The following is a 26,366-nucleotide window of genomic DNA, read 5'->3' as shown; positions in this document are numbered from 1 at the left end:
TGACGTCATGCTGACTTCAGCTCGGCAGCCGCTCGTGACTTCGCGGCGTGACCATTCAGCACCTCCGCGAGGAAGCGGCCCGTGTGGCTCTCCGGCAGCTTCGAGACCTGCTCGGGCGTGCCCGTCGCAAGGATCGTGCCGCCCCCCGAACCGCCCTCTGGTCCGAGGTCGATGACCCAGTCGGCGCTCCGGATCACATCGAGGTTGTGCTCGATCGTGATGACCGTATTGCCCTTCTCCACTAGACCGTTGAGGACCAGGAGGAGCTTGCGCACGTCCTCGAAGTGCAGGCCGGTCGTCGGCTCGTCGAGCACGTAGATGCTTCGGCCGTTGGAACGGCGCTGCAGCTCCGTCGCGAGCTTCACTCGCTGAGCCTCGCCCCCTGACAGCGTCGTGGCGCTCTGACCGAGACGGACGTACCCGAGCCCGACGTCGACGAGGGTCTTCATGTAGCGGTGGATGCTCGAGATCGGCTCGAAGAACTGCTCCGCCTCCGCGATCGGCATCTCGAGCACCTCCGAGATGTTCTTCCCCTTGTAGCGCACCTGGAGCGTCTCGCGGTTGTAGCGCTTTCCGCCGCAGACCTCGCAGGCGACATACACGTCTGGAAGGAAGTTCATCTCGATCTTCAGGGTGCCGTCGCCGGCGCACGCCTCGCACCGACCGCCCTTGACGTTGAAGCTGAATCGGCCGGGCAGGTAACCCCGAGTCTTCGCCTCCTGCGTCTCGGCGAACAGGGTACGGATCTTGTCGAAGACGCCGGTGTAGGTCGCCGGGTTCGAGCGCGGAGTGCGGCCGATCGGCGCCTGGTCGACGTGCACGACCTTGTCGAGGTGTTCGAGACCAGTGACCCTGGTGTGTTTGCCGGGGACCATGCGGGCACCGTTCAAGCGGTTCGCCAGCACTCGGTACAGGATGTCGTTGACGAGCGTGGACTTGCCCGACCCGCTCACTCCCGTGACCGCCGTCATGACGCCCAGCGGGAACGTCGCGTCGACGTTCTTCAGGTTGTTCGAGCGCGCTCCGACGACCTTGAGCTCACGCCCCTTCTCGCGCTTTCGTCGACGCTTCGGCGTCTCGATCTCGCGCCGGCCGGCGAGGTAGTCCGCCGTCATCGACTCGCGGTTCTCGAGCAGGCTCGTGTAGTCGCCCGAGTGCACGACCGTCCCGCCCTCGACACCCGCGCCAGGCCCGATATCGACGACCCAGTCGGCGGACTCAATCGTCTCCTCGTCGTGCTCGACGACGATGAGCGTGTTACCGAGGTCCCGCAGCTTCAGCAGCGTCTCGATGAGGCGCCGGTTGTCGCGCTGGTGGAGGCCGATGCTCGGCTCGTCGAGCACGTACAGCACGCCGGTCAGGCCGGAGCCGATCTGGGTGGCGAGTCGGATCCGCTGAGCCTCCCCGCCCGAAAGCGTTCCGGCCGCTCGGGCCAGCGTGAGGTACCCGAGCCCCACCTCGATCAAAAAGTCGAAGCGGAGGCGGATCTCACGTAGGACCTGGGCCGCGATCCGTGCCTCCCGCTCGGAGAGTTCAACGCGGTCGAAGAACGCCTGCGCGTCGGTGAGGCTGTACTCGGTGACACCGGCGATCGACTCGCCGTCCACCGTCACCGCCAGCACCTCGGGCTTGAGCCTTTGGCCCTGACAGGCGTGGCACGGTACTTCGCGCAGGAACTCCGACCAGCGATCGCGCTTGTTGTCCGATTCGGCCTCGGCGTACTGCCGCTCGATGAACGGGATGACCCCCTCGAAGCCAGACGTGTACTTCACTTCGCGCCCGAAGCGATTCTTCCAGCGGACGTTCACGGAGAAGTCGTTCCCGTAGAGCACGGCCTCGCGGACGCTCTCGGGGAGGTCGCCCCATGCGGTGTCGAGGGAGAAGTCGAGGTCCTTCGCGAGACCGGTGAGCAGCCGCTCGTAGTACTGGTACAGGCTCTTCCCCTGGCTCGTCCAGGGCACGATGACGCCCTCGGTGAGCGAGAGTTCAGGATCGCCGAGCACCAGATCCTCGTCGACCTGCATGCTGGTGCCGAGCCCGGAGCAGGTCGCGCACGCCCCGAATGGCGCGTTGAACGAGAAGGTGCGCGGTTCGATCTCCGTCAGCTGCACCGGGTGCTGGTTCGGGCACGACAGGTGCTCCGAGAACTGCTGCTGACGATCGTCTGCGTCTGCGTCGCGATCGACGAAGTCGATGAGCACGACCCCGTTCGCCAGTTTCAGTGCCGTTTCGAGTGAGTCGGTCAGTCGGCCGAGCCCGTCGGGGTCGGCCACGAGACGGTCGACGACGACCGAGATGTCGTGCTTGACCTGCTTTTTCAGCTTCGGCGGATCCGACAGCTGCACCATCTCTCCGTCGACCATCGCGCGCGAGTATCCGCTCGCCGCGAGATCCTGGAAGAGGTCGACGAACTCCCCCTTCTTCTTCGACACGACCGGTGCGAGTACCTGGAAACGCGTGCGTTCGGGCAGCTCGATGAGCTGATCGGCGATCTGCTGCACCGTCTGGGACGCGATCCGCTCACCGCAGACGGCGCAGTGCGGCACCCCGATGCGCGCCCAGAGCAGACGCATGTAATCGTAGATCTCCGTGATCGTGCCGACGGTGGATCGCGGGTTGCGGTTCGTCGACTTCTGATCGATCGAGACGGCCGGACTGAGCCCCTCGATGAAGTCCACATCGGGGCGATCCACCTGGCCGAGGAACTGGCGCGCGTACGCGCTCAAGCTCTCGACGTATCGGCGCTGCCCCTCGGCGAAGATCGTGTCGAACGCGAGGCTCGACTTCCCGCTCCCCGACAGACCGGTGAATACGACCATCGAGTCGCGAGGAATGTCGAGATCGAGGTTTCGGAGGTTGTGGACGCGGGCGCCCTGCACGCTGATGTGAGCGTGTGCGGCGGACGAGCGGACGGGTGCGGGAGTCTGCGAAGTCACCAGTGCATTCTACGCGAGCCGAGATGGGAAGTCGAATATATGTCCGAAGAATCGAAGGTGGCGTTCAGCTAGCCTGAGGGGATGAACGCCTCCCCGAGCAGCGTCCCGCACAGCTCGCACTGGGGGCGCTTTCAGGCCCTGGTGGATCAGGGGACGCTCGTCGGGATCGAGCCGCACTCCCCCGATCCCGATCCGTCACCGCTGGTGCACGGGATCCCCGATGCTTTCCACTCGCGGGTGCGGGTGCGGCGCCCAGCCGTCCGCGAGAGCTGGCTGCGCGCTCAGCGCACGGGTGAGGATCCGCGCACCGAACTTCGGGGGCACGACGCATTCGTCGAGGTCTCGTGGGACGAGGCTCTCGACCTCGTGTCGGGAGAACTGGAACGCGTCCGCCGGCTGCACGGGAACGCGTCGATCTTCGGTGGTTCCTACGGGTGGTCGAGTGCCGGCCGATTCCATCACGCGCGGACGCAGCTGCATCGGTTCCTGAACACGATCGGCGGGCACACCGATCAGATCGGCAACTACAGCTTCGGCGCCGCGGCCGCGATCCTGCCCCACATCGTCGGCTCCGCCGCTCTGGCGTCAGGAAGGACCACGAGCTGGGATGTGCTCGAGCGCGAGACCGACCTGTGGGTGCTGTTCGGCGGACTGCCGCTGAAGAACACGCAGCTCGAGTCAGGCGGTATCACGCAGCACACGGCACGCCAGTGGGTGTCGCGGATCGCTGAGAACGGTACCCGCTTCGTATCGGTGTCGCCGTTGCGCGACGACGCTCCGCCCGAGGCTCGCGCCGAGTGGCTCGCGCCCAGGCCAGGAACCGACACCGCGATGATGCTGGCGCTCACCCACACGCTGCTCGACGAGGGGCTGCACGATGCCGCGTTCCTCGACAGGTACTGCGTCGGGTGGAAACGATTCGCGTCGTACTTGCTCGGCGAGGGCGACGGAACTCCGAAGAGCGCGACGTGGGCCGAAGAGATCGTGGGTCTCGACGCTGACGTGATCCGTGATCTCGCGCGGCGTATGGTCTCCCAGCGCACCATGATCTCGGTGAGCTGGTCGCTGCAGCGCGGCGACCACGGCGAGCAGACCTACTGGGCGGCGATCGCGCTGGCCGCGGCGCTCGGTCAGATCGGGGTTCCGGGAGGCGGCTTCGGGTTCGCCTACGGATCGACCGGAACGACCGGGCAGCCGCGATACCCCTTCCCCGCTCCCGTGCTACCGGCGGGCGTGAATGCTACGCGCACCGCGATTCCGGCTGCGCGCATGGCGGACATGCTCCTCAATCCTGGCGGGTCGTACGACTTCAACGGCCAGCGGAGGGAGTACCCCGACATCAGGCTCGTGTACTGGGCCGGCGGCAACCCCTTCCACCATCACCAGGACCTGAACCGGTTGATCAGCGGATGGCGGAGACCCGAGACCGTCGTCGTCCACGAGCCCTGGTGGACGGCGACCGCGCGGCACGCCGACATCGTCCTCCCGGCGACCACGACCCTGGAACGCAACGACATCGGTGCGGCCGCACAGGACTCCGCGATCGTCGCGATGCGCAGGGCGGTCGAACCGCAGCACGAGGCCCGCAACGACTTCGAGATCTTCGCCGCCCTCGCCGAACGGCTCGGCGTTCGCCGCGCATTCACCGAAGACCTGGACGAGATGGGCTGGATCAGTCGTCTCTACGAGACCACCCGTGGCGACGCGGCGGCGCAGGGCGTCGACCTGCCGTCGTTCGAGGACTTCTGGGCGCGCGGCGCGGTAGAGATCGAACGGAACAGTTTCGTGCTGTTCCAGGAGTTCCGTGAGGATCCCGAAGCCCATCCTCTCCACACGCCGTCCGGGCGCATCGAACTCTTCTCAGACGTCGTCTCCGGATTCGGCTACGACGACTGCCCCGGACACCCGACCTGGCTGGAGCCCGCTGAGTGGCTCGGCTCTCCAGCAACAGCGAGGTACCCGTTGCATCTCATCTCCAACCAGCCAGCCCACCGATTGCACAGCCAGCTCGACATGGCAGCTCCCGCTCAGTCGGCGAAGGTAGCCGGTCGGGAGCCGTGCCGACTCAACCCCCAGGACGCCGCCGAGCGCGGAATCACGGACGGCGACACCGTTCTGCTCCGCAACGATCGTGGAATCTGCCTCGCCGGGGCCGTGGTGAGCGATGCCGTACGCCCCGGAGTGATCCAACTGTCGACGGGTGCCTGGTACGAAGCCGCTGCGGGCGGTGCCGGGGCGCTCGGCCGTGGCGCGAACCCGCTCGAGGTCCACGGCAACCCGAACGTGCTCACCCGCGATCAGGGCACATCGAAACTCGGACAGGGATCGTCTGCTCAAACCGCCCTCGTCGAGGTGGAGCGCTTCACGGGCACCGCCGCGCCGGTCACGGTGACCGCCGAGGTGCCACGAGGTGTCTCAGGGTCGGCTCCACAGACCCCTCGCTCTTCATGACCCGAGCGACCGGGGTGCAGCCCGCGGTCGTTCACGTTCCGCTCCGTCCGCGGCCATTCACGTGCTGCCCTGCTCAGTCCGCGGCCATTCACGTTCCGCTCGATATTGAGGCTCCGCTCGGTCCTGTTCGGCGTGTCGATCGAGCCGAGCGTGGAAACCGAGCGGAACGTGAACGCACGCGAGCACGCGAGCACGCTGGCTACCGATGGCCGGCGGCGTCCATGCTGCGCAGTTCGCGCTTGAGGTCGGCGACCTCGTCGCGCAGGCGTGCGGCGAGCTCGAATTTGAGCTCCTCGGAGGCGGCGAGCATCTGCTGAGTGAGGTCCGCGACGAGTTCTTCGAGCTGGGCGGCCCCTTCTTCTGCAATGGCTCCGCTGCGTTGTGAGGCCTTGCCCTTGGCGCGCTGCGTGGAACCCTTCTGACCGGACTTGGTACGCGATCCGAGTACTTCGTCCGTGTCGGCGGCCTCGCGCGCGAGCATTTCGGTGATGTCACCGATCTTTTTGCGCAGCGGTGTGGGGTCGATGCCGTGCTCCGTGTTGTACGCGATCTGGATCTCGCGTCGACGGTTGGTCTCGTCGATCGCCGCCTGCATGGATCGGGTGACGGTGTCGGCGTACATGTGGACCTGGCCGGAGACGTTGCGGGCGGCTCGTCCGATCGTCTGGATGAGCGACGTGGAGGAGCGCAGGAAGCCTTCCTTGTCGGCGTCGAGGATCGAGACGAGTGAGACCTCGGGCAGGTCGAGGCCCTCGCGCAGCAGGTTGATGCCGATGAGGACGTCGTAGACGCCTGCGCGAAGTTCGGTGAGAAGTTCAACGCGCTTGAGGGTGTCGACGTCGGAGTGCAGGTAGCGTACGCGGACCCCGGCTTCCTCCATGAAGGTGGTGAGCTGCTCGGCCATCTTCTTCGTGAGCGTGGTGACGAGGACGCGTTCGTCGCGCTCGGCACGCGCTCTGACCTCTTCGAGGAGGTCGTCGATCTGCCCCTTGCTGGGCTTGACGACGATTTCGGGGTCGATGAGACCCGTCGGGCGGATGATCTGCTCGACGACTCCGTCTGCGCGCTCGAGTTCGTACGAACCCGGTGTCGCCGAAAGGTAGACGGTCTGCCCGACGCGGTCCTTGAACTCGCCGAATTTGAGGGGGCGGTTGTCGAGCGCGCTGGGAAGGCGGAATCCGTGGTCGACGAGGGTGCGCTTGCGCGAAGCATCGCCCTCGAACATCGCCCCGATCTGCGGAACAGTGGCGTGGGACTCGTCGATGACGACGACGAAGTCGTCGGGGAAGTAGTCGAGCAGGCAGTGCGGGGCCTCCCCCGGCGCCCGGCCGTCGATGTGGCGGGAGTAGTTCTCGATGCCGGAGCAGAAGCCGATCTGCTCCATCATTTCGAGGTCGAATGTGGTGCGCATGCGCAGGCGCTGCTCTTCGACGAGCTTGTTCTGCTGTTTCAGCTCGGCGAGTCGCTGATCGAGCTCTTCGCCGATGCTGCCCATGGCACGATTCATCACCTGCCGACTGGCCACGTAGTGCGATCCGGGGAACACCGAAACCGTGTCGACCTGCTTGATCGCCTCACCGGTCAGGGGGTGGAGGTAGTAGAGGGACTCGATCTCGTCGCCGAAGAATTCGATGCGGATCGCGAGTTCCTCGTACATCGGGATGATCTCGACGGTGTCCCCGCGCACGCGGAAGTTGCCGCGAACGAATTCGATATCGTTCCGCTGGTACTGCATGTCGACGAACCGCCTGAGGAGCACGTCTCGGTCGATCCGGTCGCCGACGATGAGCGGCACCATCGCCTCGTAGTACTCCTCGGGTTTGCCGAGGCCGTAGATGCAGGAGACGGTTGAGACCACGACGACATCGCGCCGGCTCAGCAGCGAGTTCGTCGTCGAGTGGCGCAGTCGCTCGACTTCGGCGTTGACCGAGGAGTCTTTCTCGATGAAGGTGTCCGTCTGCGGCACGTAGGCTTCCGGCTGGTAGTAGTCGTAGTAGCTGACGAAGTACTCAACGGCGTTGTTCGGCATGAGCTGCCGGAACTCGCTCGCGAGCTGGGCCGCCAGGGTCTTGTTGTGCGCGAGGATGAGGGTGGGGCGCTGGATGGCCTCGATGAGCCATGCGGTGGTGGCGGACTTGCCCGTACCGGTGGCACCGAGGAGGACGATGTCGGTTTCACCGGCGTTGATGCGCTTCGCGAGCTCCTCGATGGCGGCGGGCTGATCGCCGCTGGGCTCGTACTCTGACACCACTTCGAAGGGGCGGACGCTGCGGGTCGGTTCCATAGGAACGAGCCTACTCCGGGGGTCTGACATCCGGATCCCCGGCAGGCGCCTCCACGCCCGCAAGGGCGGCAGTGAGATAGTTGTCCTCGGCGGTGTTACCCGGCACCGAGAGCGCCAGGCGATAGGCCTCGGCAGCGCCGGGACCGTCCTTGAGCGCCTCGAGGGTCACCGCGCGGGCGATGTGGAAGGCACGGAGCCGGTCGAGCACGGGATCCCCGGCAAGTGCGTCGAGGTGGCGGATCCCTGCTTTCGGTCCGTGCGCCTTGCCGAGGGCCACAGCGCGGCCCAACCGGACGACCGGGCCTGGTTCGTGCGCCTCCAGGAGCCGATAGAGCACCGCGATCTGCGCCCAGTCGGTCGCGTCGAAGTGCGTGGCCTCGGCGTGCACCGCGGCGATGGCAGCCTGGATCGTGTATCCGGCAGCCTGCGGCGATGACGCGGCTGCCTCGGTGAGCGATATGCCCTCGGAGATGAGCCGCTGGTCCCATCTGGTTCGATCCTGGGCGGCGAGAGGGATCGGCGCCCCCGACGGGTCGATCCGTGACGGTCGGCGCGCCTCGGTGAGCAGGAGGAGGCCGAGCATTCCCATGACTTCTGCAGTTGCCGGCACGAGCTCGTGGAGCACCCGTGTCAGCCGGATCGCTTCTGTGGTGAGGTCGTCTCGGGTGTGCACGTCTCCCGTCGAACGCGCGAAACCCTCGGAGTAGAGCAGATAGATGACGCGCTGCACATCGGTGAGCCGCTCGGCGAGGTGCTCCCGTGCAGGGGCTGTGAAGGGCACGCCGAGCGTGCGAATGCGGCGCTTGGCGCGGACCAGACGCTGCTGCAGGGTGGGCAGCGGAAAGAGCAGCGCGTGGGCGACGGCGACAGAGTCGAGTCCCGCGACGAAACGGAGGGTGAGCGCCAATCGGTCTTCGAGCTTCAGTACCGGGTGCGCGCAGGCGAAGAAGAGACCGAGACGGTCGTCGTCGAGCCCGTCGGGCGGATGCTGCTCAGCGGGGTCATCCAGCCCGGCGGGAGCCGGGTCGCGTTCGGATGCGCGCCCGTGCCGCACGAGCTTGCGCGCCAGGACCTGCTCTCGTCGCACCACGTCGAGCGCTTTCCGCTTCGCCGTCGTCGTGAGCCACGCCAACGGCGACCTGGGCACTCCGGTCTCCGGCCACGTTCTCAACGCTTGGAGGAGCGCCTCCTGCGTTGCGTCTTCCGCCAGGTCGAGGTCGCCGACACGGTGTGCGACGGCGGCGAGGATGCGGACGCGGCCGTCGCGGTCGATCCCCCTGACGGCCCGCCGGGCGGCCTGATGCGCCGACGCCGACGGGCCGCTCAGAAGATCCACGACTCAGTACGGGGCGAGGGGGCGAATTTCGACGTGCCCGCCCGGCGCCGAAGCGGGGCTCTTGCGCGCCCAGGCGATGGCTTCATCGACGTTCGGGACATCGATGATGTATCCCCCGCCGACGAACTCCTGCACCTCGGCGAACGGACCAGACGTGACCATGCGGTCCCCCTGATCGTCGCTCCTGACAATCACCGTCTGATCCGGATCCTCAAGTGCGAATGACGACACCACGACCCCGGCGGCAGTGATCTCCTGGTCGAAGGCGAAGAACTCTTCGGGACTCGCCCCGCCCTCCTCGCCGCACGCCGGATCGTTGACGTGGCCCATGAGCATGAGCGCGTACTTCATGATTCCTCCTCGCATCTTCCGCTCCGGCTGCGTCGCCGAGAGGGGTGTGATGTCGAACCGAGTGGCCCGACACCATCATGACGCACGGGACTCGACGAGATCGACAGGGCCGCGAAAAAAGTTCGCTCGCAGCACGGGCCCGGCAACCGCAGACGCGCGATGCGTCGTGCCCGAAGAGGTCGATCGGGAGCTCACGCGACGATGACGCCGGGGAGCGGGAGGTTCCCCGCTCCCGTCCAGCGCACCCGTTCGAGACCCTGCCAATGGGCAGCACTCATCAGCAGGGCTGCCGCGGTTTCGGGGGTGCGGGCCGGCGCGCCGGGCTCCTGCCACGCAGCCTGCACCAGGAGCTCTCGGTTCTGCCGGTCGGCCTTCAGATCGATGCGTCCCGCCAGCCGCCCGGCGACCATGAGCGGCAAGCAATAGTAGCCGTACACCCGCTGCTCCTTCGGCGTGTAGATTTCGATGCGGTAGTGGAAATCGAACATCCGCTCGGCGCGCGGTCGGAACCAGACGACCGGATCGAAGGGCGTGAGCAGGGCATCGGGAGCGAGGCGGCCTGGTGTCCTGGCCTCGCGATGCATCCATGCGGGTTCCGGGTCGCCGCGACCGTTGCGCCATCCCCGCACGGACACGGGGATCAGGATTCCCTCCGCTTCCAACGCGCGCACCGCGACTCTTGCGTCGGTGCTCTTGAGGCGGTGATAGTCCGCCAGATCGGCGAGCGTGCCGATACCGAGCGACTGTGCTGCACGTTCCACGAGTCGTCGCTGCGCCTCCTCCCGCGGGAGGGCCACCAGCGCGCGCTGGGGCAGCACGTGTTCTGCGAGCGCGTATCGGCGCTGGAAGGAGCGTCTGCCCGCGACGGCGACCTCACCGGTCGCGAACAGCATCTCCACCGCGCGTTTCGTATGGCTCCAGTCCCACCAGGGGCCACGGGTGCCCGAAGGGCCGTCTTCGAGCTCGCCCACGAACTGGGGGCCCTCCGCCCGGAGCTGAGCGCGCACGCGCTCGAGGTCGGCACCCAGTTCGTGGGCCCGTCCGGTTCGCCGATGCCGTTCGCGGTACTCATCCATGCGCCAGCCGAAGAGCGGTCGATCCTCGACGGGAATGAAGGCGGCCTCGTGCGCCCAGTACTCGGTGAATCGTCCGCTCTCCCACAGGTGGGCGTCCAGCGCTGAGGGTGCGTACTCGCCGTGCCGGGAGAAGACCGGCAAATGGTGGCTGCGCGCAAAGACGTTGACGGAATCGATCTGCAGAACGTGCAGGCGCTCGAGCGCCGGATCGAATGGACGACGCTGTCGCAGTCGAGGTGCATTCGTGAACCCCTGCGCCGCCAAGGCGACGCGACGAGCTTCGGCGGCACTCAGCGATGCGCGAGTCTGTGCAGGCATGGATCTACGGTAGCGGTCACCCCAGACACAGCGGGAGCGGGTGCCGGATCAGATGATCAGGCACCCGCTCCCCCGCGAGAGATCATTGAGCTCAGGCGAACCAGAGACCCAGCTCGCGGGCCGCCGACTCAGGCGAGTCCGAACCGTGCACGAGGTTCTGCTGGACCTTGAGACCCCAGTCGCGGCCGAGATCTCCGCGAATGGTCCCGGGTGCAGCGGTCGTCGGATCCGTGGTGCCGGCGAGCGAGCGGAACCCCTCGATCACCCGGTGACCGGCGGCGCGCACCGCGACCGTCGGCCCCGACATCATGAACTCGACGAGCGGTTCGTAGAAGGGCTTGCCCTCGTGCTCGGCGTAGTGCGCCGCGAGGAGCTCCCGGTCGGCGTGCACCAGTCGCACGTCGACGAGCCGGTACCCCTTCGCCTCGATGCGGCGAAGGATCTCGCCGGTGAGGCCGCGCTCGACCCCGTCGGGCTTCACGAGGATGAGGGTCTCTTCGGTCGTCGCGTCAGCGGACAATTGCGCTCCTTCTGCAGGTGTCAGATACGTGTTCCATCCTAGTCGCCGTCGGCTGCGCTCGCTTCGAACTGCGCCATCCACGCGGCACGGTCGCGATCGATCCGGGCGCCTCTGACCATGCAGTACACCCAGAGCGCCGTGAAGAGCACGCCGACGATGAGCGCCATCGGCAGGATGAACGCGGTCAGCAGCATCAGCGCGTGCACGATCCACCCGACGATGATACCGGCGCGCGGCCGGCGCATGAGCGCCAGACCAACGATGATGAGGATCGCGAGCCCGCCCCCGATGTACAGGCCGAGTTCGCGAGGCTCGAGCACGCTGAGACCGAACATCGCGAGCCCGATGAGGACGACGATGATGAGCTCGAACCCGAGCACGATCGAGGCGAGAGCGTGCTGGGTGCGGTGACGACCGCGCGCCGCACCCGAGATCCGCATCGCCGAATTGTGTGCCATGCGCTCGGAGGGCGACAGCTCGAGATCGGGCTCCTCGGCGGACATCAGACGTTCCACCCTTCGGCGCCGGCATGGGCGATGGCCTCGCCGGCCAGGAGCACCGAGCCGACGACGAACACGGCGCGCCCCTCGGCTCCCCCTGCCCAGGCCCGAGCCCGATCGAGTGCGTCAGGCAGTCCGGTGGCGACGTGGATCGGCGTACCGGGGATCGCCTCCTCTGCGAGACGCTTGAGCGCGGCGGCATCCAGCGTGCGCGGCGAGTCGACGGCGGTCACGAAGACTTCGTGCGCGACGGGTGCGAGCGCGGCGAGCACGCCGCCCGCGTCCTTCTCCCCGAGCACGCCGACGACGAGGGCGATCTCGTCAAACTGGAACGACTCCTCGACGGTGCGCACGAATGCAGCCGCCCCGTGCGGGTTGTGCGCCGCATCGACGTAGACGACCGGGTCGCTGCCGATGAGTTGGAACCGACCGGGCGAGGTCAGCTGGCCGAGACCCTCGTCGAGCACTTCCTCGGGGATCGGCCGCTCTCCGCCGAGGAAGATCTCGACGGCCGCCATGGCGAGAGCGAGGTTCTCGGCCTGGTGGTGGCCGAAGAGCGGCACGAATGCCGGGTCGTATTCGTGTCCTGTGGTGCCTCTGACCTGGATCTGCCGACCGCCCACGGCGAGCCGGTCCTCCAGCAGAGCGAAGTCACGCCCGGCCACGCGGGCGCGGGCGCCGACTGCCTCGGCCGCATCCAGGATCGCGGGGAGCGCCGCCTGGTCCTGTTCGGCGGACACGACGGCGCTGCCGGCTTTCACGATGCCCGATTTGGTTCTGGCGATCGTCTCGATGTCTGGCCCCAGGACATCGGTGTGGTCGAGCCCCACGGGAGTGAAGACCGCTACCGTCGCATCGGCGATGTTCGTCGCGTCCCACTCGCCGCCCATGCCGACCTCGATCACGGCAACCTCGACCGGTGCGTCGGAGAAGACCGCGTATGCGAGCACCGCGAGCGCTTCGAAGAAGGTGATCGGTCCCAGGCCGGCCGCGGAGAGCTCACGGTCGACGACCTCGAGCGGCAACCGGAGTTCACCCCAGGCTTCGGCGAGGGCGCTGCCGCTCACCGGTTCGCCGTCGATCTGGAACCGCTCGGTGAAGTCGACGAGGTGCGGGCTCGTGAAGAGGCCGGTGCGCAGTCCGTGCGCACGGAGGAGTGACTCGACCGCGCGACTCGTCGAGGTCTTGCCGTTCGTGCCCGCGATCTGGATCACCGGGTACGACAGCTGCGGAGAACCGGCGAGTTCGGCGAGGCGGCGGACCGGTTCGATCCGGGGTCTCGGGTTCGCCTCTCCCACGCGCTGCAGCAGCTCCTCGTAGACGCGGCGTGCGGGGTCGGCGTGCGGGCGGTCGTCGATCTCGAGCGGGCTCATGCGCCTGCCTCCTCTGCGTGACTGCTGGGGCGTGCGCCCGCAGCTTCGATGGTGATCGCGAGCGGAGCCTTCGCGGCGCCCAGCGCGTCTGCGCTGCTGCGGGAGACGCGAGCGCTCGGCTCCCTGCCTTCGAGCTGCGCTGCAGCCACTGCCGCGACATCATCGCTGGAGCTGACGGTGAACGCGACGGCGAGCGTTTCCGCAGAGATCAAGTCGGAGTGGGTCTCGAGCGCCGGGACGTGTTCCGGAGCCGCGTGCAGGGCCAGCACGATGCGATCGGTGACGTCGAGGCCCGCGTTCTTGCGGGCCTCCTGCACCGCGCGTATGGCGTCGCGCGCCACGCCTTCGGCTGCGAGTTCGGGGGTTGTCTCGGTGTCGAGGAGGAGGAACCCGCCCCCCGGCAGGAGGGCGAGCGCGGCTCCCTCGTCGGCGCGGTCAGCGGTTTGGAGCGTGAGCTCGTACTCGTGCGGCTCGAGTGCGATGCCGCCCGCCGTGACGACGCCGTCCTGCTCGGACCAGTCGCCGGACTTCGCGCCCTTGATCGCGACCTGCACCTGCTTGCCAAGGCGGGGGCCCGCCGCTCGGGCGTTGACCGCGAGCGTGTGCACGATGCCGTGCTCCGCGGCGCTCGTCTCGGTCTGCTGGACGAACCGGACGTGCTTCACGTTGAGCTCGTCCTGGAGCATCGCCGCGAACGGTTCGAGTGCTGCGGGCTGCGCCGTCACGACCGTGAGCTCTGCGAGCGGGAGACGCACCCGCAGGCGGCGCGCTTTGCGCAGGGCGAGGGCTTGCGAGGTGACTTGACGGACCTCATCCATGGCGCCGACGAGTACATCGTCCGCGGGGAATGCACCGGCGTCCGGCCAATCGGTGAGGTGCACCGACCGTTCGCCCGTGAGGCCGCGCCAGAGCGCTTCCGTTGTCAGGGGTGCGAGCGGAGCCGCGACCCGGGAGACCGTTTCGAGCACCGTATAGAGCGTGTCGAACGCGTCGGCGTTCGCGGGGCGGCCGTTCACTCCGGTCGTTCCCTCCCAGAAGCGATCGCGGGATCGTCGCACGTACCAGTTGGTCAGCACTTCGGCGTAGGCGCGCAGCGCCTCGGCCGCCGAGGTGGTGTCCAGGCCGTCCAGGTGACCCTCGACCTCGCTGACCAGGGCCCCGGTCTTCGCGAGGATGTAGCGGTCGAGCGGATCTTCCGAGTCGGTGCGCCAGCGTGCGGTGTATCCGTCTGCGTTCGCATAGAGGCTGAAGAAGTACCACGTGTTCCAGAGCGGGAGCAGGAACTGCCTGACGCCCTCGCGGATCCCCTCCTCCGTGACGACGAGATTGCCGCCTCGCACGACCGGCGAGGCCATGAGGAACCAGCGCATCGCATCCGAGCCATCGCGGTCGAAGACCTCGTTGACATCGGGGTAGTTCTGCAGCGACTTCGACATTTTGTTGCCGTCGGACCCGAGCACGATTCCGTGGCTGATCACATTCGTGAAGGCAGGGCGATCGAACAGCGCGGTCGCGAGGACGTGCTGCACGTAGAACCAGCCGCGCGTCTGGCCGATGTACTCGACGATGAAGTCAGCCGGCTGGTGCGTCTCGAACCAGTCCTGGTTCTCGAACGGGTAGTGCACCTGGGCGAACGGCATCGAACCGGAGTCGAACCAGACGTCGAGCACGTCCTCGATGCGTCGCATCGTGGATCGGCCGGTCGGGTCGTCGGGGTTCGGGCGGGTGAGATCGTCGATGTACGGGCGGTGGAGATCGACCTCGCCGTCGGCGTTCCGGGGCAGCACCCCGAAGTCGCGCTCCAGCTCGTCGACGGATCCGTAGACATCGATGCGCGGGTACTCGGGGTCGTCGCTCTTCCACACGGGAATCGGGCTGCCCCAGTAGCGGTTCCGGCTGATCGACCAGTCGCGCGCACCCTCGAGCCACTTGCCGAACTGGCCGTGCTTGACGTTCTCGGGCACCCAGGTGATCTGCTCGTTGGTCTCGAGCATCCGCTCCTTGATGTCCGTGACGCGCACGAACCAGCTCGAGACGGCGCGGTAGATGAGGGGGTTCCTGCAGCGCCAGCAGTGCGGGTACGAGTGCACGTAGCTCTGCTCACGGAGGATCCGCTGCGATCCGCGCAGCAGACGGATGAGCGGCAGGTTCGCGTCCATCCAGAGCTCACCCGCGACGTCCGAGACGGCCGCGATGAACCGTCCGCCGTCATCGACGCTGAGGATCGTCGGCATGCCGGCCGCCGTTGTGATGCGATGGTCGTCCTCGCCGTAGGCCGGTGACTGGTGGACGATGCCGGTGCCGTCGGTGGTGGAGACGTAGTCGTCGACCAGGATCCGCCAGTACCGTTCGGTCCCCCACGTCTCCGCGTCGGCGAAATAATCGAAGAGGCGGGTGTACTCGACGTCAGCGAGTTCGGCTCCCGGTACGGTCGATGCGACGGCGGCCTGCGCGTCCTCCGGGGATTCGTAGCCCAGGTCCTTCGCGTAACCGGCGAGGAGGTCGGCAGCGAGCAGGTAACGCGTCTCACCGGCACCGCCGCCGTCGGCGGCGCCGTTCGGGCCGGCGGGGAGCACGGCGTACGAGATCTCGGGTCCGACCGCGAGTGCGGCGTTCGTCGGGAGGGTCCAGGGCGTGGTCGTCCACGCGAGCGCGCGCACGTCCGTGAGGCCGAGCTCCCCTGCGCGGGCGCCGATGAGCGGGAATGTCACCGTCACCGAGGGATCCTGACGCATCTGGTACACGTCGTCGTCCATGCGCAGTTCGTGGTTGGACAGCGGCGTCTCATCGCGCCAGCAGTAGGGCAGGATCCGCTGCCCCTCGTAGGCGAGGCCCTGGTCGTAGAGCCGCTTGAACGCCCAGATCACGCTCTCCATGTAGCTGAGGTCGAGCGTCTTGTAGTCGTGGTCGAAGTCCACCCACCGCGCCTGGCGGGTGACGTACTCCTCCCACTCCTTCGTGTACTGAAGCACGGATTCGCGTGCCTTCGCGTTGAACGCCGCGACCCCCATCGCTTCGATCTCGCTCTTCTCAGTGATACCGAGCTGCTTCATCGCCTCGAGCTCGGCTGGGAGCCCGTGAGTGTCCCAGCCGAACCGACGCTCGACCCTCTTGCCCCGCATCGTCTGGAAGCGGGGAAACACGTCCTTCGCGTAGCCCGTGAGGAGGTGTCCGTAGTGCGGAAGGCCGTTGGCGAACGGCGGCCCGTCGTTGAACACCCACTCCTCGGCACCCTCCCGGCGTCGAATGGACTCGCGAAAGGTGTCATCCTCCTGCCAGAAGCCGAGCACCTGCTGCTCGATCTCGGGAAGCCGGGGTGAGGCGGTGACGCCGAACGCGGCTCCCGACTCTGCCGGGGAGTTCTGCGAAGCGGGGGTCTGCTGCTGGGGGTACGCCATGGAGGTCCTGATCCTGATCGTTCTGCGTGCTCATCGGATCGCCGGGACGAGCCCTGCACGGTTGCAGGCCCCGCGGTACCACCCCGCTTGCCGCCGAAACCGGCGGCCCCTCATTCGGGCGATGACGGGCCCTACCCGCCCGGTTCTACTGAGCACCCGCCGAGGCGGACACTGTTCTTCCGGGGACTCCCCATTGATTGTGGATCATCGTCGCTGCCCACGATTCTACACGCCGCTGCACCCCGGATCCCAGCGACGCCACGGGTCTCAGCAGACCCTCACCCGGACGGTCGTTCGCGCGCGCTACAGTAAGCATCACCCGCTGTTAAATGACGAGAGGACGTGCACTGTGGGATTCATCGACGACGCCAAGGAAACGGCGAGCGCCGCTGCGAAGAAGGTCGGACGCGCGGTCGAAGACGGCGTGGACAAGCTGCAGGACAAGGCCGACGAGGCTCGCGCCGAGGCCGAGGTCAAGCGTGCCGAGGCCGAGCGCGATTCGGTGCAGAAGCGGAACGAGCTGAAGGACGATCTTCGCGATCACTGATTCGCCGGCCGGTCAGCTCCCCTGCGGGGAGGATGGCTCGAGGCGCGCGGCGGCCCGCACCCGGCGTCGCTGCGCGCCTCTCGCAATTCGTGTTACGGCGAAGACGATCGCGAAGAGTAGCCCGTAGAGGACAGCCATGCCCGCGCTCGTCGCGGTGTTCGTGACGTAGGCGATCCAGAACCCTGCGAGGGCTCCTCCGGCCGCGAATACGACGGTCAGCCAGAGCATCGCCGACAGTCGGATGCTGATGAGGTACGCGGTGGCGGCGGGGATGACGACGAGTGCGACGACGAGGATTGCTCCGGCTGCGTTGAACGCCGCTGTCACCGTGAGGGACACGAGGAACATGAACGCGATGCCGAGCCGCCCGCGTGGCACTCCGATTGCCGCCGCGAACTCGGGGTCGAAAGTGGTCAGCTTCAGCCGCGGGTAGCAGCAGGCGATGAACGCGATGTTGACCGCCAGTACGGCAAGCATGATGTAGAGGTAGGCGGGCCCCACCGAGACGCCGTTGATCACGATCGGCGTGAACGCCGCCAGGTTCAGATCTCCGACGAGCACGGCGTGCACATCGAGGTGGATGTTCGCGAAGTTCGTGGTCACGAGGATCACGCCCACGCTGAACAGGGCCGGGAAGATCAGGCCTTGCGGCGCATCACCCGTGATGAGGCCCGTGCGCGTCAGCCACTCGCTTCCGAGCACCACGAGGAGTCCCGCGAGCGCCGCCCCGATGATGAGGAGCGGCGAGTCGAACGAGCGGGTGAAGAAGTACCCCACGACGATGCCGGGGAGCACGGCGTGACTGATCGCGTCGACGAGCATCGAGTTCCGACGCAGGACGACGAAGACGCCGGGGAGCGCGCAGGCGACGGCCGTGACCACCGCGAGGAGGATCGTGCCGACGAGGAAACTCATCTGGTACTCCCCTCGGCGAGTAGTTCGCGTCGGAGCGCCTCTCGGGCTCGCCGACGCGCGACGCCGCGAGCGATGAGGCTGCGTCGTGGCGCAGCGAGCAGTGAGATGAGCAGGATGGCGAACAGCGTCAGCACGATGAGCGGTCCCGTCGGGACGCCGCCCCACTGGATCGACAGGTAGGCGCCGACCCCGCTGCCGATAGCGCCGAAGGCTCCCGAAAGCGCGACGGTGGCGCCGAGAGTGCGCGTCCACTGGCGCGCCGCAGCCGGTGGGGTCACGACGAACGCCACCATCAGCACCAGTCCGACCGCTTTGACACCGATCACCGTCGCGATGACGATGGTCGTGAAGAGCAGTGCGTCGACCGTGCGCTCGCGGAACCCGAGCGCTGCCGCGTGGCCGGGATCGAACGTGCCGATTGCGAACTCCTTCCAGAACACCAGCATGAGACCGATCGCGATGGAGCCGATCGTGATACTGGTGACGAGATCCGCCACAGTGATGACCGAGGCATTCCCAAAGAGGTAGTCCTGGATGCCGCCCTTCCCCGGGAACGTGCCGTTCGCGATCACCCGGAGCAGCAGCATGCCCGCGCCGAATGTCGTGGTGAGCGCGATGGCCATGGCAGTGTCGATGCGGATCTTGGATCGACGCGCAACACCGTTCGCCATGAGCACGGCCGCGGTGCCGACCAGCACAGCCCCCACGATCAGTGCAATCATGTTGCGCCCATCGATACCGAAAATGACCACGCCGGCGAGGAACGCTAGCAACGTCCCGGGCAGTGCCGCATGCGAGATCACATCGCTGATCAACGACTGCTTGCGCAGGTAGGCGAAGGCGCCGAGAGCGCCGGCGACGAGACCGATCACGGTCGTTCCGAGGAAGACCATGCGGAAGGTGTGGTCGGCGAAGAACTCAGCGGGGGTCATGGCGCCGCTCCGGGTCGCCCGCTTCCGCCGAAAGCGCTCCGTCGGCGCCGAGGTCGTACGCCGCGCGGATGTTCTCGGTCGTGAAGGCGAGATCGGCTGGACCCGAGGCGATCACCCGGCCGTTCAGCAGTGTGACGTGGTCGCAGTACTCCCTGACGGTTGCGAGGTCATGGTGAACGATGACCACGGTCTTCCCCGCCTCGCGGAGCCGGTGCAGCACGCGTACGATCGCTCCTTGGCTCTTCGCGTCGACGCCCTGGAAGGGCTCGTCCATGAAGAACAGATCGGGATCCTGCGCGAGCGCCCTGGCCAGGAACACCCGCTGGCGCTGCCCGCCCGAGAGCTCCCCGATCTGTCGCGCGGCGAGATCGGCGATGCCCGTCTGCTCGAGCGCGGCATGCGCCTGCGCCCGCTCCGCGGCTCCCGGGCGCCGGATCCACCCGAGGCGACCGTACGTTCCCATGGTCGCGACATCAAGCACGGTCGTCGGAAAGTCCCAGTCGACCGACGTTGCCTGAGGCATGTATCCGACGCGCTGTCTGACGCGGCGCAGCGGCGCGCCGAAGAACTCCGATCGCCCGGTGAGCGGTGAGACCAACCCGAGCATCGCCTTGATGAGCGTCGATTTTCCGGCACCGTTCGGGCCCACGATGCCCATGACCACGCCGAGTGGTACCTCGAAGTCGACGTTGCGGAGCACCGGTTCCGAGCGGTAGGCGACGCTCAGGCGTTCGGCTCGGCACGCTGGGAGCGACGTCACGATGTTACCTCGCTCGCGCCGAGCGCCTCGGCCACGGCGCGAGCGTTGTGGCTGAACGCGCCGAGATAGGTGTCGACACCCGGTTCCGAGCCGAGCGAATCGGCGTAGAGCTCCTCCTCCGAGATCGCCACCTCCCACCCTCGTGCCTGCACCGCTTCGCGGAGACTCGTGATCGCTTGCGGATTCGCCTGATTGTCCTGGAAGATGACGGGGACCCGGTGTCGGGCGATGAGCGCGCCCAGTTCGCTGATCTCCTCTGCGCTCATCACGGCGTCGGTGGAGACGAAGTCGGTGGCGTGCACCTCGAGTTCATACTCCTCGCCGAAGTAGTTGAAGGCGTCGTGTCCCGTAACGAGCATCCTGGGCTCGGGGACGGCGGAGAGAAGCGTGGCCGCTTCGGCAGCTGCCGCGTCGATCTCTGCGAGATATCCGTCCGCGTGAGCCGCGTAGGTGTCGGCCCCGTCCGGGTCGATCACCGCGAGCTTGTCGGCGACCGCGGTGACGACGACTTTCCAGGCCTCAGGGCTGTTCCAGACGTGCGGGTCGAAGAGTGCGTTGCCAGCATCGTCGGTTTCCGGCCAGGACAGCAGCAGAGCTCGCGGGACTTCCTCCCCCGCCGCGAGCTGACGATCGCCGAGACTCTCGAGCTGATCGATCATTTGGGCCTCGAGATGCAGCCCGTTCCACACCACAAGGTCGGCCTCCTGCATGGCCGTGATGTCCTGCGTCGATGGCTGATAGGTGTGCGGATCGCCACCCGGCCCCACCATCGTGGTCACTCGCGCATCCGGTGCGATGTTCGTCACCGCGTCGGCCAAGTATCCGGTCGTCGCATAGACCTCTATCGGGGTGTCACCTGATGCGGACAGCTCACTCGCCGCGCACCCGGCGGCGAGAGGGACGACGGCCGTGATCGCCGTGGCGGCCAAACCGAGGCGGATCGAACGGATTGCGGTCACTGTTCCTCCATGAGATGAGACGAATTCAAATGTTTGGTGCGTCGAACATAAAGTCTAGTGCCCGTCGCTTACCGGCGCGAGTCCTGAAATATAAGCGTTGACTAATATAAGTTCGACTGAAAATATGGCTCTATGCACGCGTTCGATGTTCTCGGTGATCCGGTCAGACGGCGCATCCTCGAGCTGCTGGGTACGGGTGAACGCACCGCGGGCGAAATCGCGACGCGGATCGCCGAGGAGTTCGGGATCAGTCAACCGGCGGTCTCGCAGCACCTGCGCGTCCTCCGCGAGCACGGTTTCGCCGCGGTCCGACCTGTCGGCACTCATCGCCGCTACGCGGTTGCGCCTGCAGGGTTCACGGAGGCGAGCGAGTGGCTCTCGCCCTTCGAGCGATTCTGGCGGGGTCCGCTTGCCGCGCTCGACACCGAAGTCGCGCGCGGCAAGCGGCAGCGACGCACACAGACCCGTCGCACTGATTGCGACGATACCCCTGAAGAGAGGAAACACCATGGTTGACGTCCCCGCTCAGATCGCCGCCGTCACGCGCACCGTTCGCGCTGAAGAGGTCGACGGTGCGCCCGTGCGCGTGCAGACGATCGCACAGACGTACCCCACTGGAATCGAGGACCTCTGGGAGGCGACGACGACTGCGGAGCGCATCGCGCGCTGGTTCCTCCCAGTGAGCGGGGACCTGTCGGTGGGAGGCCGCTATCAGCTCCAGGGTAACGCCGGCGGTGAGGTCATCTCGTGCACGACTCCGTCGGGCGGTGTCGCCGCATACGCGATCACCTGGGAGTTCGGGGGCGGCGTCTCGTGGGTGAATGTTCGCCTCGCGGCAGAGGGGGCTGAGGAGACTCGGTTCGAGCTCGAGCACATCGCACGCGTCGCGGACTTCCCCGACGGTATGTGGGAGACCTTCGGGCCCGGCGCGACCGGTGTCGGTTGGGACGGCGGCCTGCTGGGGCTCTCCCTCCATGTCGGCGCCGTGGAAGGGGTACTCGCCCCCGACGAGGCCGCTGCCTGGGCGACGACGGACGAGGGGCGTGCCTTCTATCGCGGAGCAGCAGACCGCTGGGGTGCGGCACACGTGGCTGCGGGCGCGGATCCCGTGGCGGCGCAGGCGGCCGCCGATGCCACCTACGGGTTCTACGCGGGTCAGGTGTCGGGCGCCTAGCCTGGCCGATCCGCAGCCCGCGCCCAGCATGCAACAAGCCCCTGATCTCGAGAACTCTGTCTCTGATCAGGGGCTTGCTTCATTCGCGTGCGCGAGGGGGGACTTGAACCCCCACGCCCTAATACGGGCACTAGCACCTCAAGCTAGCGCGTCTGCCTATTCCGCCACCCGCGCGAATGATCCGGAACCTCATCGGCCGAACAGAGAATAACTTAGCACGGATCCTGGTGCGGATCGAATCCGCGCAGTTCCGCCGCGTCGGCCGGGCGTGCCGTCAGTGCTGGCCCAAGCGGCGTCGCAACAGTTCGATGCGCTTCTGCAGCTGGGTCACGGATGCCTGGGCGACGGCCGGGCCCCCGCAGACGCGTCGCAACTCGGTGTGCACCGCGCCGTGAGGCTCTCCTGAGGCGCGCGACCACATGCCGACCAGACTGTTCAGAAGCTTCCGCTGCTCGCCCAGCGTACGATGCAGCGCCTGGGGAGCCTCGGACCGTTCGGGGGCGTGCTCGACGATCCCCTGCCTAGCCGCACTGCGTCGTGCCTGCTTCGCCTGGCGCTGCTGCAGAAGTGCCTTGACCTCCTGCGGCTCCAGCAGGCCGGGGAACCCGAGGAAGTCGAGCTCTTCCTCGGTGTCGACCTCGGCGTACCCTCCGAACTCGGCCCCGTCGAAGACGGCGCGGTCGAAGTGGGCGTCAGATCCGAGCGCCTGATAGGTGTGCCCCTCCTCCTCGAGTTCGGACGAGGCCCGATCTTCTCGTTCAGCCTCCGCCATGAGAGCGGCCTCCGCGTCCCACATCTCTTCTGCGCTCTTCGGCCCCTCGAGCACGTGACCGCGCTCCTTCTCGAGCTCAGCGGCGAGGAGCATGAGCGCCGGGACGTTGGGAATGAAGACCGAAGCGACCTCTCCGCGACGCCGGGAGCGTACGAAGCGACCGATCGCCTGCGCGAAGAAGAGCGGCGTCGACGAGCTCGTGGCGTACACGCCCACGGCGAGTCGAGGCACGTCGACCCCTTCCGACACCATGCGCACGGCGACCATCCACCGCGAGCTTCCCGCTGAGAACTCGTCGATCCGCTCGCTCGCACCGGCGTCATCGGAGAGGATGAGGGCGACCTCCTCACCGGTGATCGCCTGCAGCTGGGCGGCGTAGGACTTCGCCGAAGCATGGTCGGTGGCGATGACCAGTCCCCCGGCGTCCGGAATTTGGTGCCGCACCTCGCTCAGTCGTCGGTCGGCCGCTTGCAGCACCTTCGCGATCCAGTCACCGTTCGGGTCGAGCGCCGTCCGCCACGCTTGAGAGGTGATGTCCTTGGTGTTGCCCTCCCCGAGGCTCGCCTCCATCTCCTCGCCGGCCGACGTCTGCCAGCGCATCTTGCCGGCGTAGACCATAAAGATGACGGGGCGGACGATGCCGTCTGCGAGGGCGCGCCCGTATCCGTAGTCGTAGTCGGTCACCGACACGCGCGAGCCGTCGCCCTGGGGTGCGTATTCGACGAACGGGATCGGGGCGTCGTCGGACCTGAACGGTGTTCCGGTAAGTGAGAGACGCCGCTTCGCGGTGCCGTACGCCTCGCGGATGGCGTCCCCCCAGCTCAGCGCGTCGCCGCCGTGATGCACCTCGTCGAGAATCACGAGGGTGTCGGTAGCCTCCGTGAGGAGCCGGTGCAGGACGGGCTTCATCGCGACCTGCGCGTAGGTCACTGCCACCCCGTGGAAGTGGGCACCGTAGTTCAGTCCGCCGCTGTTCGAGTAGTCGGGGTTCAACCTGATGCCCGCGCGCGAGGCAGCATCCGCCCACTGGGTCTTCAGGTGCTCCGTCGGGGCGACCACGATGATCTGCTCGATCGTCCGGTTCGCCCGGAGGATCGCCGCGAGCCTCAGGGCAAATGTCGTCTTGCCTGCCCCCGGCGTCGCGGATGCGAGGAAGTCCCGGGGCTCGGTATCGAGGTACCGCCGGATCGCCTCCTCCTGCCAGGCGCGGAGGTTGCCCGCCGTGCCCCTGGCGGCGCGCTCGGGATAGGCGGGAGGCAGATGTTCGGCGGCACTCGTCCCCGGGAGATGGAGTTCGAGTTCCGCGTCTGTCACAACGTTCTAGAATACCGGTAATGACCGGTGCGCATGGACAGCGTCTCCACAGCGAGTGATCATCGACGAGCGTTGCCTGAGGGCCGGAAGGACCACGTCGCCTCCCCGAACGAGGCGACCGAGAGGAACGCAATGGACGACTCGCAAGTATCGGTGCCGGATCCGATCGACCTCCCCTGGAGCCGGTTCGTCGCCCTCGGAGACTCCTTCACCGAGGGGGTGGGCGACCCCGAGGCCGACAGCCCGGGAGGTCTCCGCGGGTGGGCCGATCGCTTCGCCGAGGTGATGGCGCAGCACAACGAAGATTTCGCGTACGCGAACCTCGCGGTCCGCGGCAAGCTGATCCGGCAGATCGCGAACGAGCAGATCGATGCGGCGCTCGAGCTGCGCCCCGACCTCATCAGCATCTGTGCCGGCGGGAACGACGTCATCCGCCCGAATACGGACCCCGACGAGGTCGCCGCCGAATTGGAGCGCGCCGTCGAGCGCCTGCGCTCCGGCGGTGCGACAGTCATGCTGTTCACGGGTGTGGACGTGGCCTTTCAGCCGGTGTTCCGCTCTATCAGGGGAAAGGTGGCGATCTACAACGAGAACATCAGGCGCATCGCCAGGCGCCACGACTGCGTGGTAGTCGATCAGTGGGCGCTTGAAGAGCTCCAGGACGCGCGCTACTGGTCGGGTGATCGGCTGCACCTCAACGCGCTCGGCCACCACACCATTGCCCGGGCAGCGCTCGACGCGCTGAATGTGCCGCACGACCTGGTGCCGCAGGATCCTCCTCCCCTGCCGAGCCTCACCTGGCGGCAAGCGCGTCGCGGCGACATCGTCTGGGCCAGGGAGCACCTCGTCCCGTGGGTGCTGCGCCGAATCCGGCACCAGTCGTCGGGCGACGGGATCGAGCCGAAGCGTCCTGACGCGACGAGCCTTCGCGGCGCTCGCCACGGGAGCGCCGAACCTGCATCGGATGTCGCACGCAACTCCGTCGGGGCCGAGCCGCAGGAGTCGTAGCCCGCCTATCCCTGCTCCGGGTGAGCCCGTATGCTGAGGGCATGGCCAATCTCACGCAGCAAATCGCAGACACCGTGTCCACCGTCGGAGTCTCCTCCGCTTACGGAGATCCCGTCGATGTCGACGGCACGACCATCGTGCCGGTGGCAGCAACCTGGTACGGCTTCGGAGGCGGTGAAGGCGACGCAGGGAACGACTCGGGCAAGGGCGAAGGCGCCGGAGGCGGCGGTGGCGGCGCTTCCGTTCCGGTCGGCGCGTACGTCACGCGCGACGGGCGGACCCGCTTCGAGCCGAACACGATCGCCCTCCTCGCCGTCGGCATCCCCTTCGTCTGGGTGACCGGTCGAGCAGTCGGCCGCATCCTGCGCGGCCTGCGCGGCAAGCGCTGACCCGAGCCTCAGCCGTCGCTCTCGAGTGCGTCTGGACTGAACGTCCACGGCGCACTCGAGAGCACTGCCGGATCGAACCGCTCGAGCAGCGCGGATGCGCTCGGTCGCTCACCGGACCGTGCCAGCCCGACCGAGCGTGCGAGGAGTGCCAGCACGTCCTCTGGTCCGATGCCTGAGGCGGAGAGATCGCGCAGCGTGACCGCGCCGTCGCGTTTCGCAAGACGGGCACCCGTCGGCCCGAGCACCAGAGGCACATGCGCGTATTCGGGCGTGGGGAGCCCGAGGAGACGCTGCAGCATCACCTGACGCGGCGTGGACGGGGCGAGGTCGTCGCCGCGCACCACTTGATCGACGCCGGACGCCGCGTCATCGACCACGACGGCGAGGTTGTAGGCGACCGTGCCGTCGCCGCGCTGCAGCACCAGATCGTCCACGTCCCCGCGACGTTCGCCGAGCACTCTGTCGTGGAATGCGACTCCGCCGCGCAGATACTCCTCCGGAGCGCGGAGCCGCAGCGCAGGATGACGCGGGGCGATGCGTTGGCGGGCGGCCCGCCGTTCGGCGTCGCTCAGTTCCCTGCAGGTGCCGGGGTATGCGCCGGGAGCCCCGTGCGGGGCGGACGGCGCGGCCTGGATCTCGCGTCGGGTACAGGTGCACTCGTAGACGAGGCCGCTCGCGCGCAAGCGCTCGATGGCCGCGGCGTGCGCCTCCGCCTGGGCGGACTGCCTCATGGCTTCGCCAACCCAGTCGATGCCGATCGCCGAGAGATCGGCGAGCTGCTGCTCCGCGCTTCCCGCGTCCCTGGCGCGATCGAGATCTTCGATGCGCATGAGAAACGCCCGGCCCGAGGTGCGTGCGAACAACCAGGCGAGCAGCGCCGTACGGAGATTTCCGAGGTGCAGGTCGCCCGAGGGGGTGGGGGCGTATCTCCCAGCGCCCCGCAGGCTTCCGCTGTTGTCCATTCGTCCAGGCTACTGCGATCGAGGCCGGTCACCGATCGGCAACGGTTCCGCGAAGGTCGCCGGGCGCCTGCGCGGACTCTGTTATGTTCTT

The 26,366-nt window shown here is 67.4% G+C and carries 21 protein-coding genes and 1 tRNA gene; 6 read left to right on the top strand and 16 right to left on the bottom strand.

Annotated elements, in window-relative coordinates; genetic code table 11:
• Positions 1 to 5: 5 nt before the first annotated feature.
• Positions 6 to 2,936 carry an excinuclease ABC subunit UvrA gene (gene uvrA / locus K8P10_RS07955; protein ID WP_224778419.1) on the bottom strand — a complete coding sequence of 977 codons (2,931 nt, stop codon included), beginning with the start codon at positions 2,934 to 2,936 and terminating at the stop codon, positions 6 to 8.
• Positions 2,937 to 3,017: 81 nt separating this feature from the next.
• Between uvrA and K8P10_RS07950 the strand changes: the two genes are divergently transcribed.
• Entirely contained in the window at positions 3,018 to 5,387 is a 2,370-nt protein-coding gene (locus K8P10_RS07950; RefSeq protein ID WP_224778418.1) for a molybdopterin guanine dinucleotide-containing S/N-oxide reductase, read from the top strand.
• 199 nt (positions 5,388 to 5,586) lie between these two features.
• Here K8P10_RS07950 and uvrB read toward each other — a convergent pair whose 3' ends face one another.
• From uvrB to ileS, 8 genes are all read right to left on the bottom strand, one after another.
• Positions 5,587 to 7,671 (bottom strand): excinuclease ABC subunit UvrB, encoded by a 2,085-nt coding sequence (gene uvrB, locus K8P10_RS07945; RefSeq protein WP_224778417.1) that lies wholly within the window; start codon positions 7,669 to 7,671, stop codon positions 5,587 to 5,589.
• Positions 7,672 to 7,681: 10 nt separating this feature from the next.
• Complete coding sequence (locus tag K8P10_RS07940) at positions 7,682 to 9,007, bottom strand: RNA polymerase sigma factor (protein WP_224778416.1); 1,326 nt, start codon at positions 9,005 to 9,007, stop codon at positions 7,682 to 7,684.
• A 3-nt stretch (positions 9,008 to 9,010) separates the two neighbouring features.
• A complete protein-coding gene (locus K8P10_RS07935; RefSeq protein ID WP_224778415.1) occupies positions 9,011 to 9,358 on the bottom strand; it encodes a YciI family protein in 348 nt (115 codons plus the stop codon).
• Positions 9,359 to 9,549: 191 nt separating this feature from the next.
• Positions 9,550 to 10,752: a winged helix-turn-helix domain-containing protein gene (locus K8P10_RS07930; RefSeq protein ID WP_224778414.1), complete on the bottom strand. Its 1,203-nt coding sequence runs from the start codon at positions 10,750 to 10,752 to the stop codon at positions 9,550 to 9,552.
• Between the two features lie 91 nt (positions 10,753 to 10,843).
• Positions 10,844 to 11,272, bottom strand: a complete 429-nt coding sequence (gene ndk / locus K8P10_RS07925; protein WP_224778413.1) for a nucleoside-diphosphate kinase — start codon at positions 11,270 to 11,272, stop codon at positions 10,844 to 10,846.
• A 38-nt stretch (positions 11,273 to 11,310) separates the two neighbouring features.
• A complete protein-coding gene (locus K8P10_RS07920) occupies positions 11,311 to 11,775 on the bottom strand; it encodes a DUF4233 domain-containing protein (protein ID WP_224778412.1) in 465 nt (154 codons plus the stop codon).
• Positions 11,775 to 13,145: a folylpolyglutamate synthase/dihydrofolate synthase family protein gene (locus K8P10_RS07915; RefSeq protein ID WP_224778411.1), complete on the bottom strand. Its 1,371-nt coding sequence runs from the start codon at positions 13,143 to 13,145 to the stop codon at positions 11,775 to 11,777. Before K8P10_RS07915 ends, K8P10_RS07920 begins: the two co-directional genes overlap by 1 nt.
• On the bottom strand, positions 13,142 to 16,543 hold the full coding sequence (gene ileS, locus K8P10_RS07910; RefSeq protein WP_224778410.1) for an isoleucine--tRNA ligase: 3,402 nt from the start codon (positions 16,541 to 16,543) through the stop codon (positions 13,142 to 13,144). Before ileS ends, K8P10_RS07915 begins: the two co-directional genes overlap by 4 nt.
• Before the next feature lie 349 nt (positions 16,544 to 16,892).
• On the opposite strand from ileS, the gene K8P10_RS07905 reads away from it, so the two are divergent.
• Entirely contained in the window at positions 16,893 to 17,090 is a 198-nt protein-coding gene (locus K8P10_RS07905; protein WP_208238741.1) for a hypothetical protein, read from the top strand.
• Between the two features lie 12 nt (positions 17,091 to 17,102).
• On the opposite strand, the gene K8P10_RS07900 is transcribed toward K8P10_RS07905, so the two are convergent.
• From K8P10_RS07900 to K8P10_RS07885, 4 genes are read right to left on the bottom strand one after another with little or no spacing between them, the layout of a single operon-like run.
• Entirely contained in the window at positions 17,103 to 18,005 is a 903-nt protein-coding gene (locus tag K8P10_RS07900; RefSeq protein WP_224778409.1) for a metal ABC transporter permease, read from the bottom strand.
• Positions 18,002 to 18,937 (bottom strand): metal ABC transporter permease, encoded by a 936-nt coding sequence (locus tag K8P10_RS07895; protein ID WP_224778408.1) that lies wholly within the window; start codon positions 18,935 to 18,937, stop codon positions 18,002 to 18,004. Before K8P10_RS07895 ends, K8P10_RS07900 begins: the two co-directional genes overlap by 4 nt.
• On the bottom strand, positions 18,924 to 19,697 hold the full coding sequence (locus tag K8P10_RS07890) for a metal ABC transporter ATP-binding protein (protein ID WP_224778407.1): 774 nt from the start codon (positions 19,695 to 19,697) through the stop codon (positions 18,924 to 18,926). Before K8P10_RS07890 ends, K8P10_RS07895 begins: the two co-directional genes overlap by 14 nt.
• The gene (locus tag K8P10_RS07885) at positions 19,694 to 20,656 is read right to left on the bottom strand and encodes a metal ABC transporter solute-binding protein, Zn/Mn family (RefSeq protein ID WP_224778406.1); all 963 of its coding nucleotides are present in this window, start codon (positions 20,654 to 20,656) and stop codon (positions 19,694 to 19,696) included. Before K8P10_RS07885 ends, K8P10_RS07890 begins: the two co-directional genes overlap by 4 nt.
• Positions 20,657 to 20,788: 132 nt before the next feature.
• Between K8P10_RS07885 and K8P10_RS07880 the strand changes: the two genes are divergently transcribed.
• Together K8P10_RS07880 and K8P10_RS07875 are read left to right on the top strand one after the other, a co-directional pair.
• Complete coding sequence (locus K8P10_RS07880; RefSeq protein WP_224778405.1) at positions 20,789 to 21,172, top strand: helix-turn-helix transcriptional regulator; 384 nt, start codon at positions 20,789 to 20,791, stop codon at positions 21,170 to 21,172.
• Entirely contained in the window at positions 21,165 to 21,830 is a 666-nt protein-coding gene (locus K8P10_RS07875) for an SRPBCC domain-containing protein (RefSeq protein ID WP_224778404.1), read from the top strand. Before K8P10_RS07880 ends, K8P10_RS07875 begins: the two co-directional genes overlap by 8 nt.
• Before the next feature lie 88 nt (positions 21,831 to 21,918).
• On the opposite strand, the gene K8P10_RS07870 is transcribed toward K8P10_RS07875, so the two are convergent.
• Positions 21,919 to 22,004 (bottom strand) — tRNA-Leu (locus K8P10_RS07870).
• Between the two features lie 100 nt (positions 22,005 to 22,104).
• Positions 22,105 to 23,916, bottom strand: coding sequence for a DEAD/DEAH box helicase (locus K8P10_RS07865; protein WP_224778403.1), 1,812 nt, complete (start codon positions 23,914 to 23,916; stop codon positions 22,105 to 22,107).
• Positions 23,917 to 24,048: 132 nt separating this feature from the next.
• On the opposite strand from K8P10_RS07865, the gene K8P10_RS07860 reads away from it, so the two are divergent.
• Together K8P10_RS07860 and K8P10_RS07855 are read left to right on the top strand one after the other, a co-directional pair.
• Complete coding sequence (locus K8P10_RS07860; protein WP_224778402.1) at positions 24,049 to 24,924, top strand: SGNH/GDSL hydrolase family protein; 876 nt, start codon at positions 24,049 to 24,051, stop codon at positions 24,922 to 24,924.
• A 41-nt stretch (positions 24,925 to 24,965) separates the two neighbouring features.
• Positions 24,966 to 25,313 carry a spore germination protein GerW family protein gene (locus K8P10_RS07855; protein ID WP_224778401.1) on the top strand — a complete coding sequence of 116 codons (348 nt, stop codon included), beginning with the start codon at positions 24,966 to 24,968 and terminating at the stop codon, positions 25,311 to 25,313.
• A gap of 8 nt (positions 25,314 to 25,321) precedes the next feature.
• Here the strand turns inward: K8P10_RS07855 and gluQRS are convergent, their stop codons facing one another.
• The gene (gene gluQRS / locus K8P10_RS07850; protein ID WP_224778400.1) at positions 25,322 to 26,275 is read right to left on the bottom strand and encodes a tRNA glutamyl-Q(34) synthetase GluQRS; all 954 of its coding nucleotides are present in this window, start codon (positions 26,273 to 26,275) and stop codon (positions 25,322 to 25,324) included.
• Positions 26,276 to 26,366 lie beyond the last annotated feature (91 nt).

It is taken from the genome of Leucobacter sp. Psy1, assembly GCF_020096995.1.
In the GTDB taxonomy this organism is placed as follows: Bacteria; Actinomycetota; Actinomycetes; order Actinomycetales; family Microbacteriaceae; genus Leucobacter.
The sequence above is the reverse complement of the archived record's forward strand: the minus strand, read 5'-3'. Positions and strand labels throughout refer to the sequence as shown.

What these genes read in the sequence shown, in the direction of transcription:
- K8P10_RS07950 (WP_224778418.1), top strand. Translation starts at nt 3,018, where the DNA reads ATGAACGCCTCCCCGAGCAGCGTCCCGCACAGCTCGCACTGGGGGCGC.
- uvrB (WP_224778417.1), bottom strand. Translation starts at nt 7,671, where the DNA reads ATGGAACCGACCCGCAGCGTCCGCCCCTTCGAAGTGGTGTCAGAGTAC.
- K8P10_RS07935 (WP_224778415.1), bottom strand. Translation starts at nt 9,358, where the DNA reads ATGAAGTACGCGCTCATGCTCATGGGCCACGTCAACGATCCGGCGTGC.
- K8P10_RS07930 (WP_224778414.1), bottom strand. Translation starts at nt 10,752, where the DNA reads ATGCCTGCACAGACTCGCGCATCGCTGAGTGCCGCCGAAGCTCGTCGC.
- K8P10_RS07920 (WP_224778412.1), bottom strand. Translation starts at nt 11,775, where the DNA reads ATGTCCGCCGAGGAGCCCGATCTCGAGCTGTCGCCCTCCGAGCGCATG.
- K8P10_RS07915 (WP_224778411.1), bottom strand. Translation starts at nt 13,145, where the DNA reads ATGAGCCCGCTCGAGATCGACGACCGCCCGCACGCCGACCCCGCACGC.
- ileS (WP_224778410.1), bottom strand. Translation starts at nt 16,543, where the DNA reads ATGGCGTACCCCCAGCAGCAGACCCCCGCTTCGCAGAACTCCCCGGCA.
- K8P10_RS07900 (WP_224778409.1), bottom strand. Translation starts at nt 18,005, where the DNA reads ATGAGTTTCCTCGTCGGCACGATCCTCCTCGCGGTGGTCACGGCCGTC.
- K8P10_RS07895 (WP_224778408.1), bottom strand. Translation starts at nt 18,937, where the DNA reads ATGACCCCCGCTGAGTTCTTCGCCGACCACACCTTCCGCATGGTCTTC.
- K8P10_RS07880 (WP_224778405.1), top strand. Translation starts at nt 20,789, where the DNA reads ATGCACGCGTTCGATGTTCTCGGTGATCCGGTCAGACGGCGCATCCTC.
- K8P10_RS07875 (WP_224778404.1), top strand. Translation starts at nt 21,165, where the DNA reads ATGGTTGACGTCCCCGCTCAGATCGCCGCCGTCACGCGCACCGTTCGC.
- K8P10_RS07860 (WP_224778402.1), top strand. Translation starts at nt 24,049, where the DNA reads ATGGACGACTCGCAAGTATCGGTGCCGGATCCGATCGACCTCCCCTGG.
- K8P10_RS07855 (WP_224778401.1), top strand. Translation starts at nt 24,966, where the DNA reads ATGGCCAATCTCACGCAGCAAATCGCAGACACCGTGTCCACCGTCGGA.
- gluQRS (WP_224778400.1), bottom strand. Translation starts at nt 26,275, where the DNA reads ATGGACAACAGCGGAAGCCTGCGGGGCGCTGGGAGATACGCCCCCACC.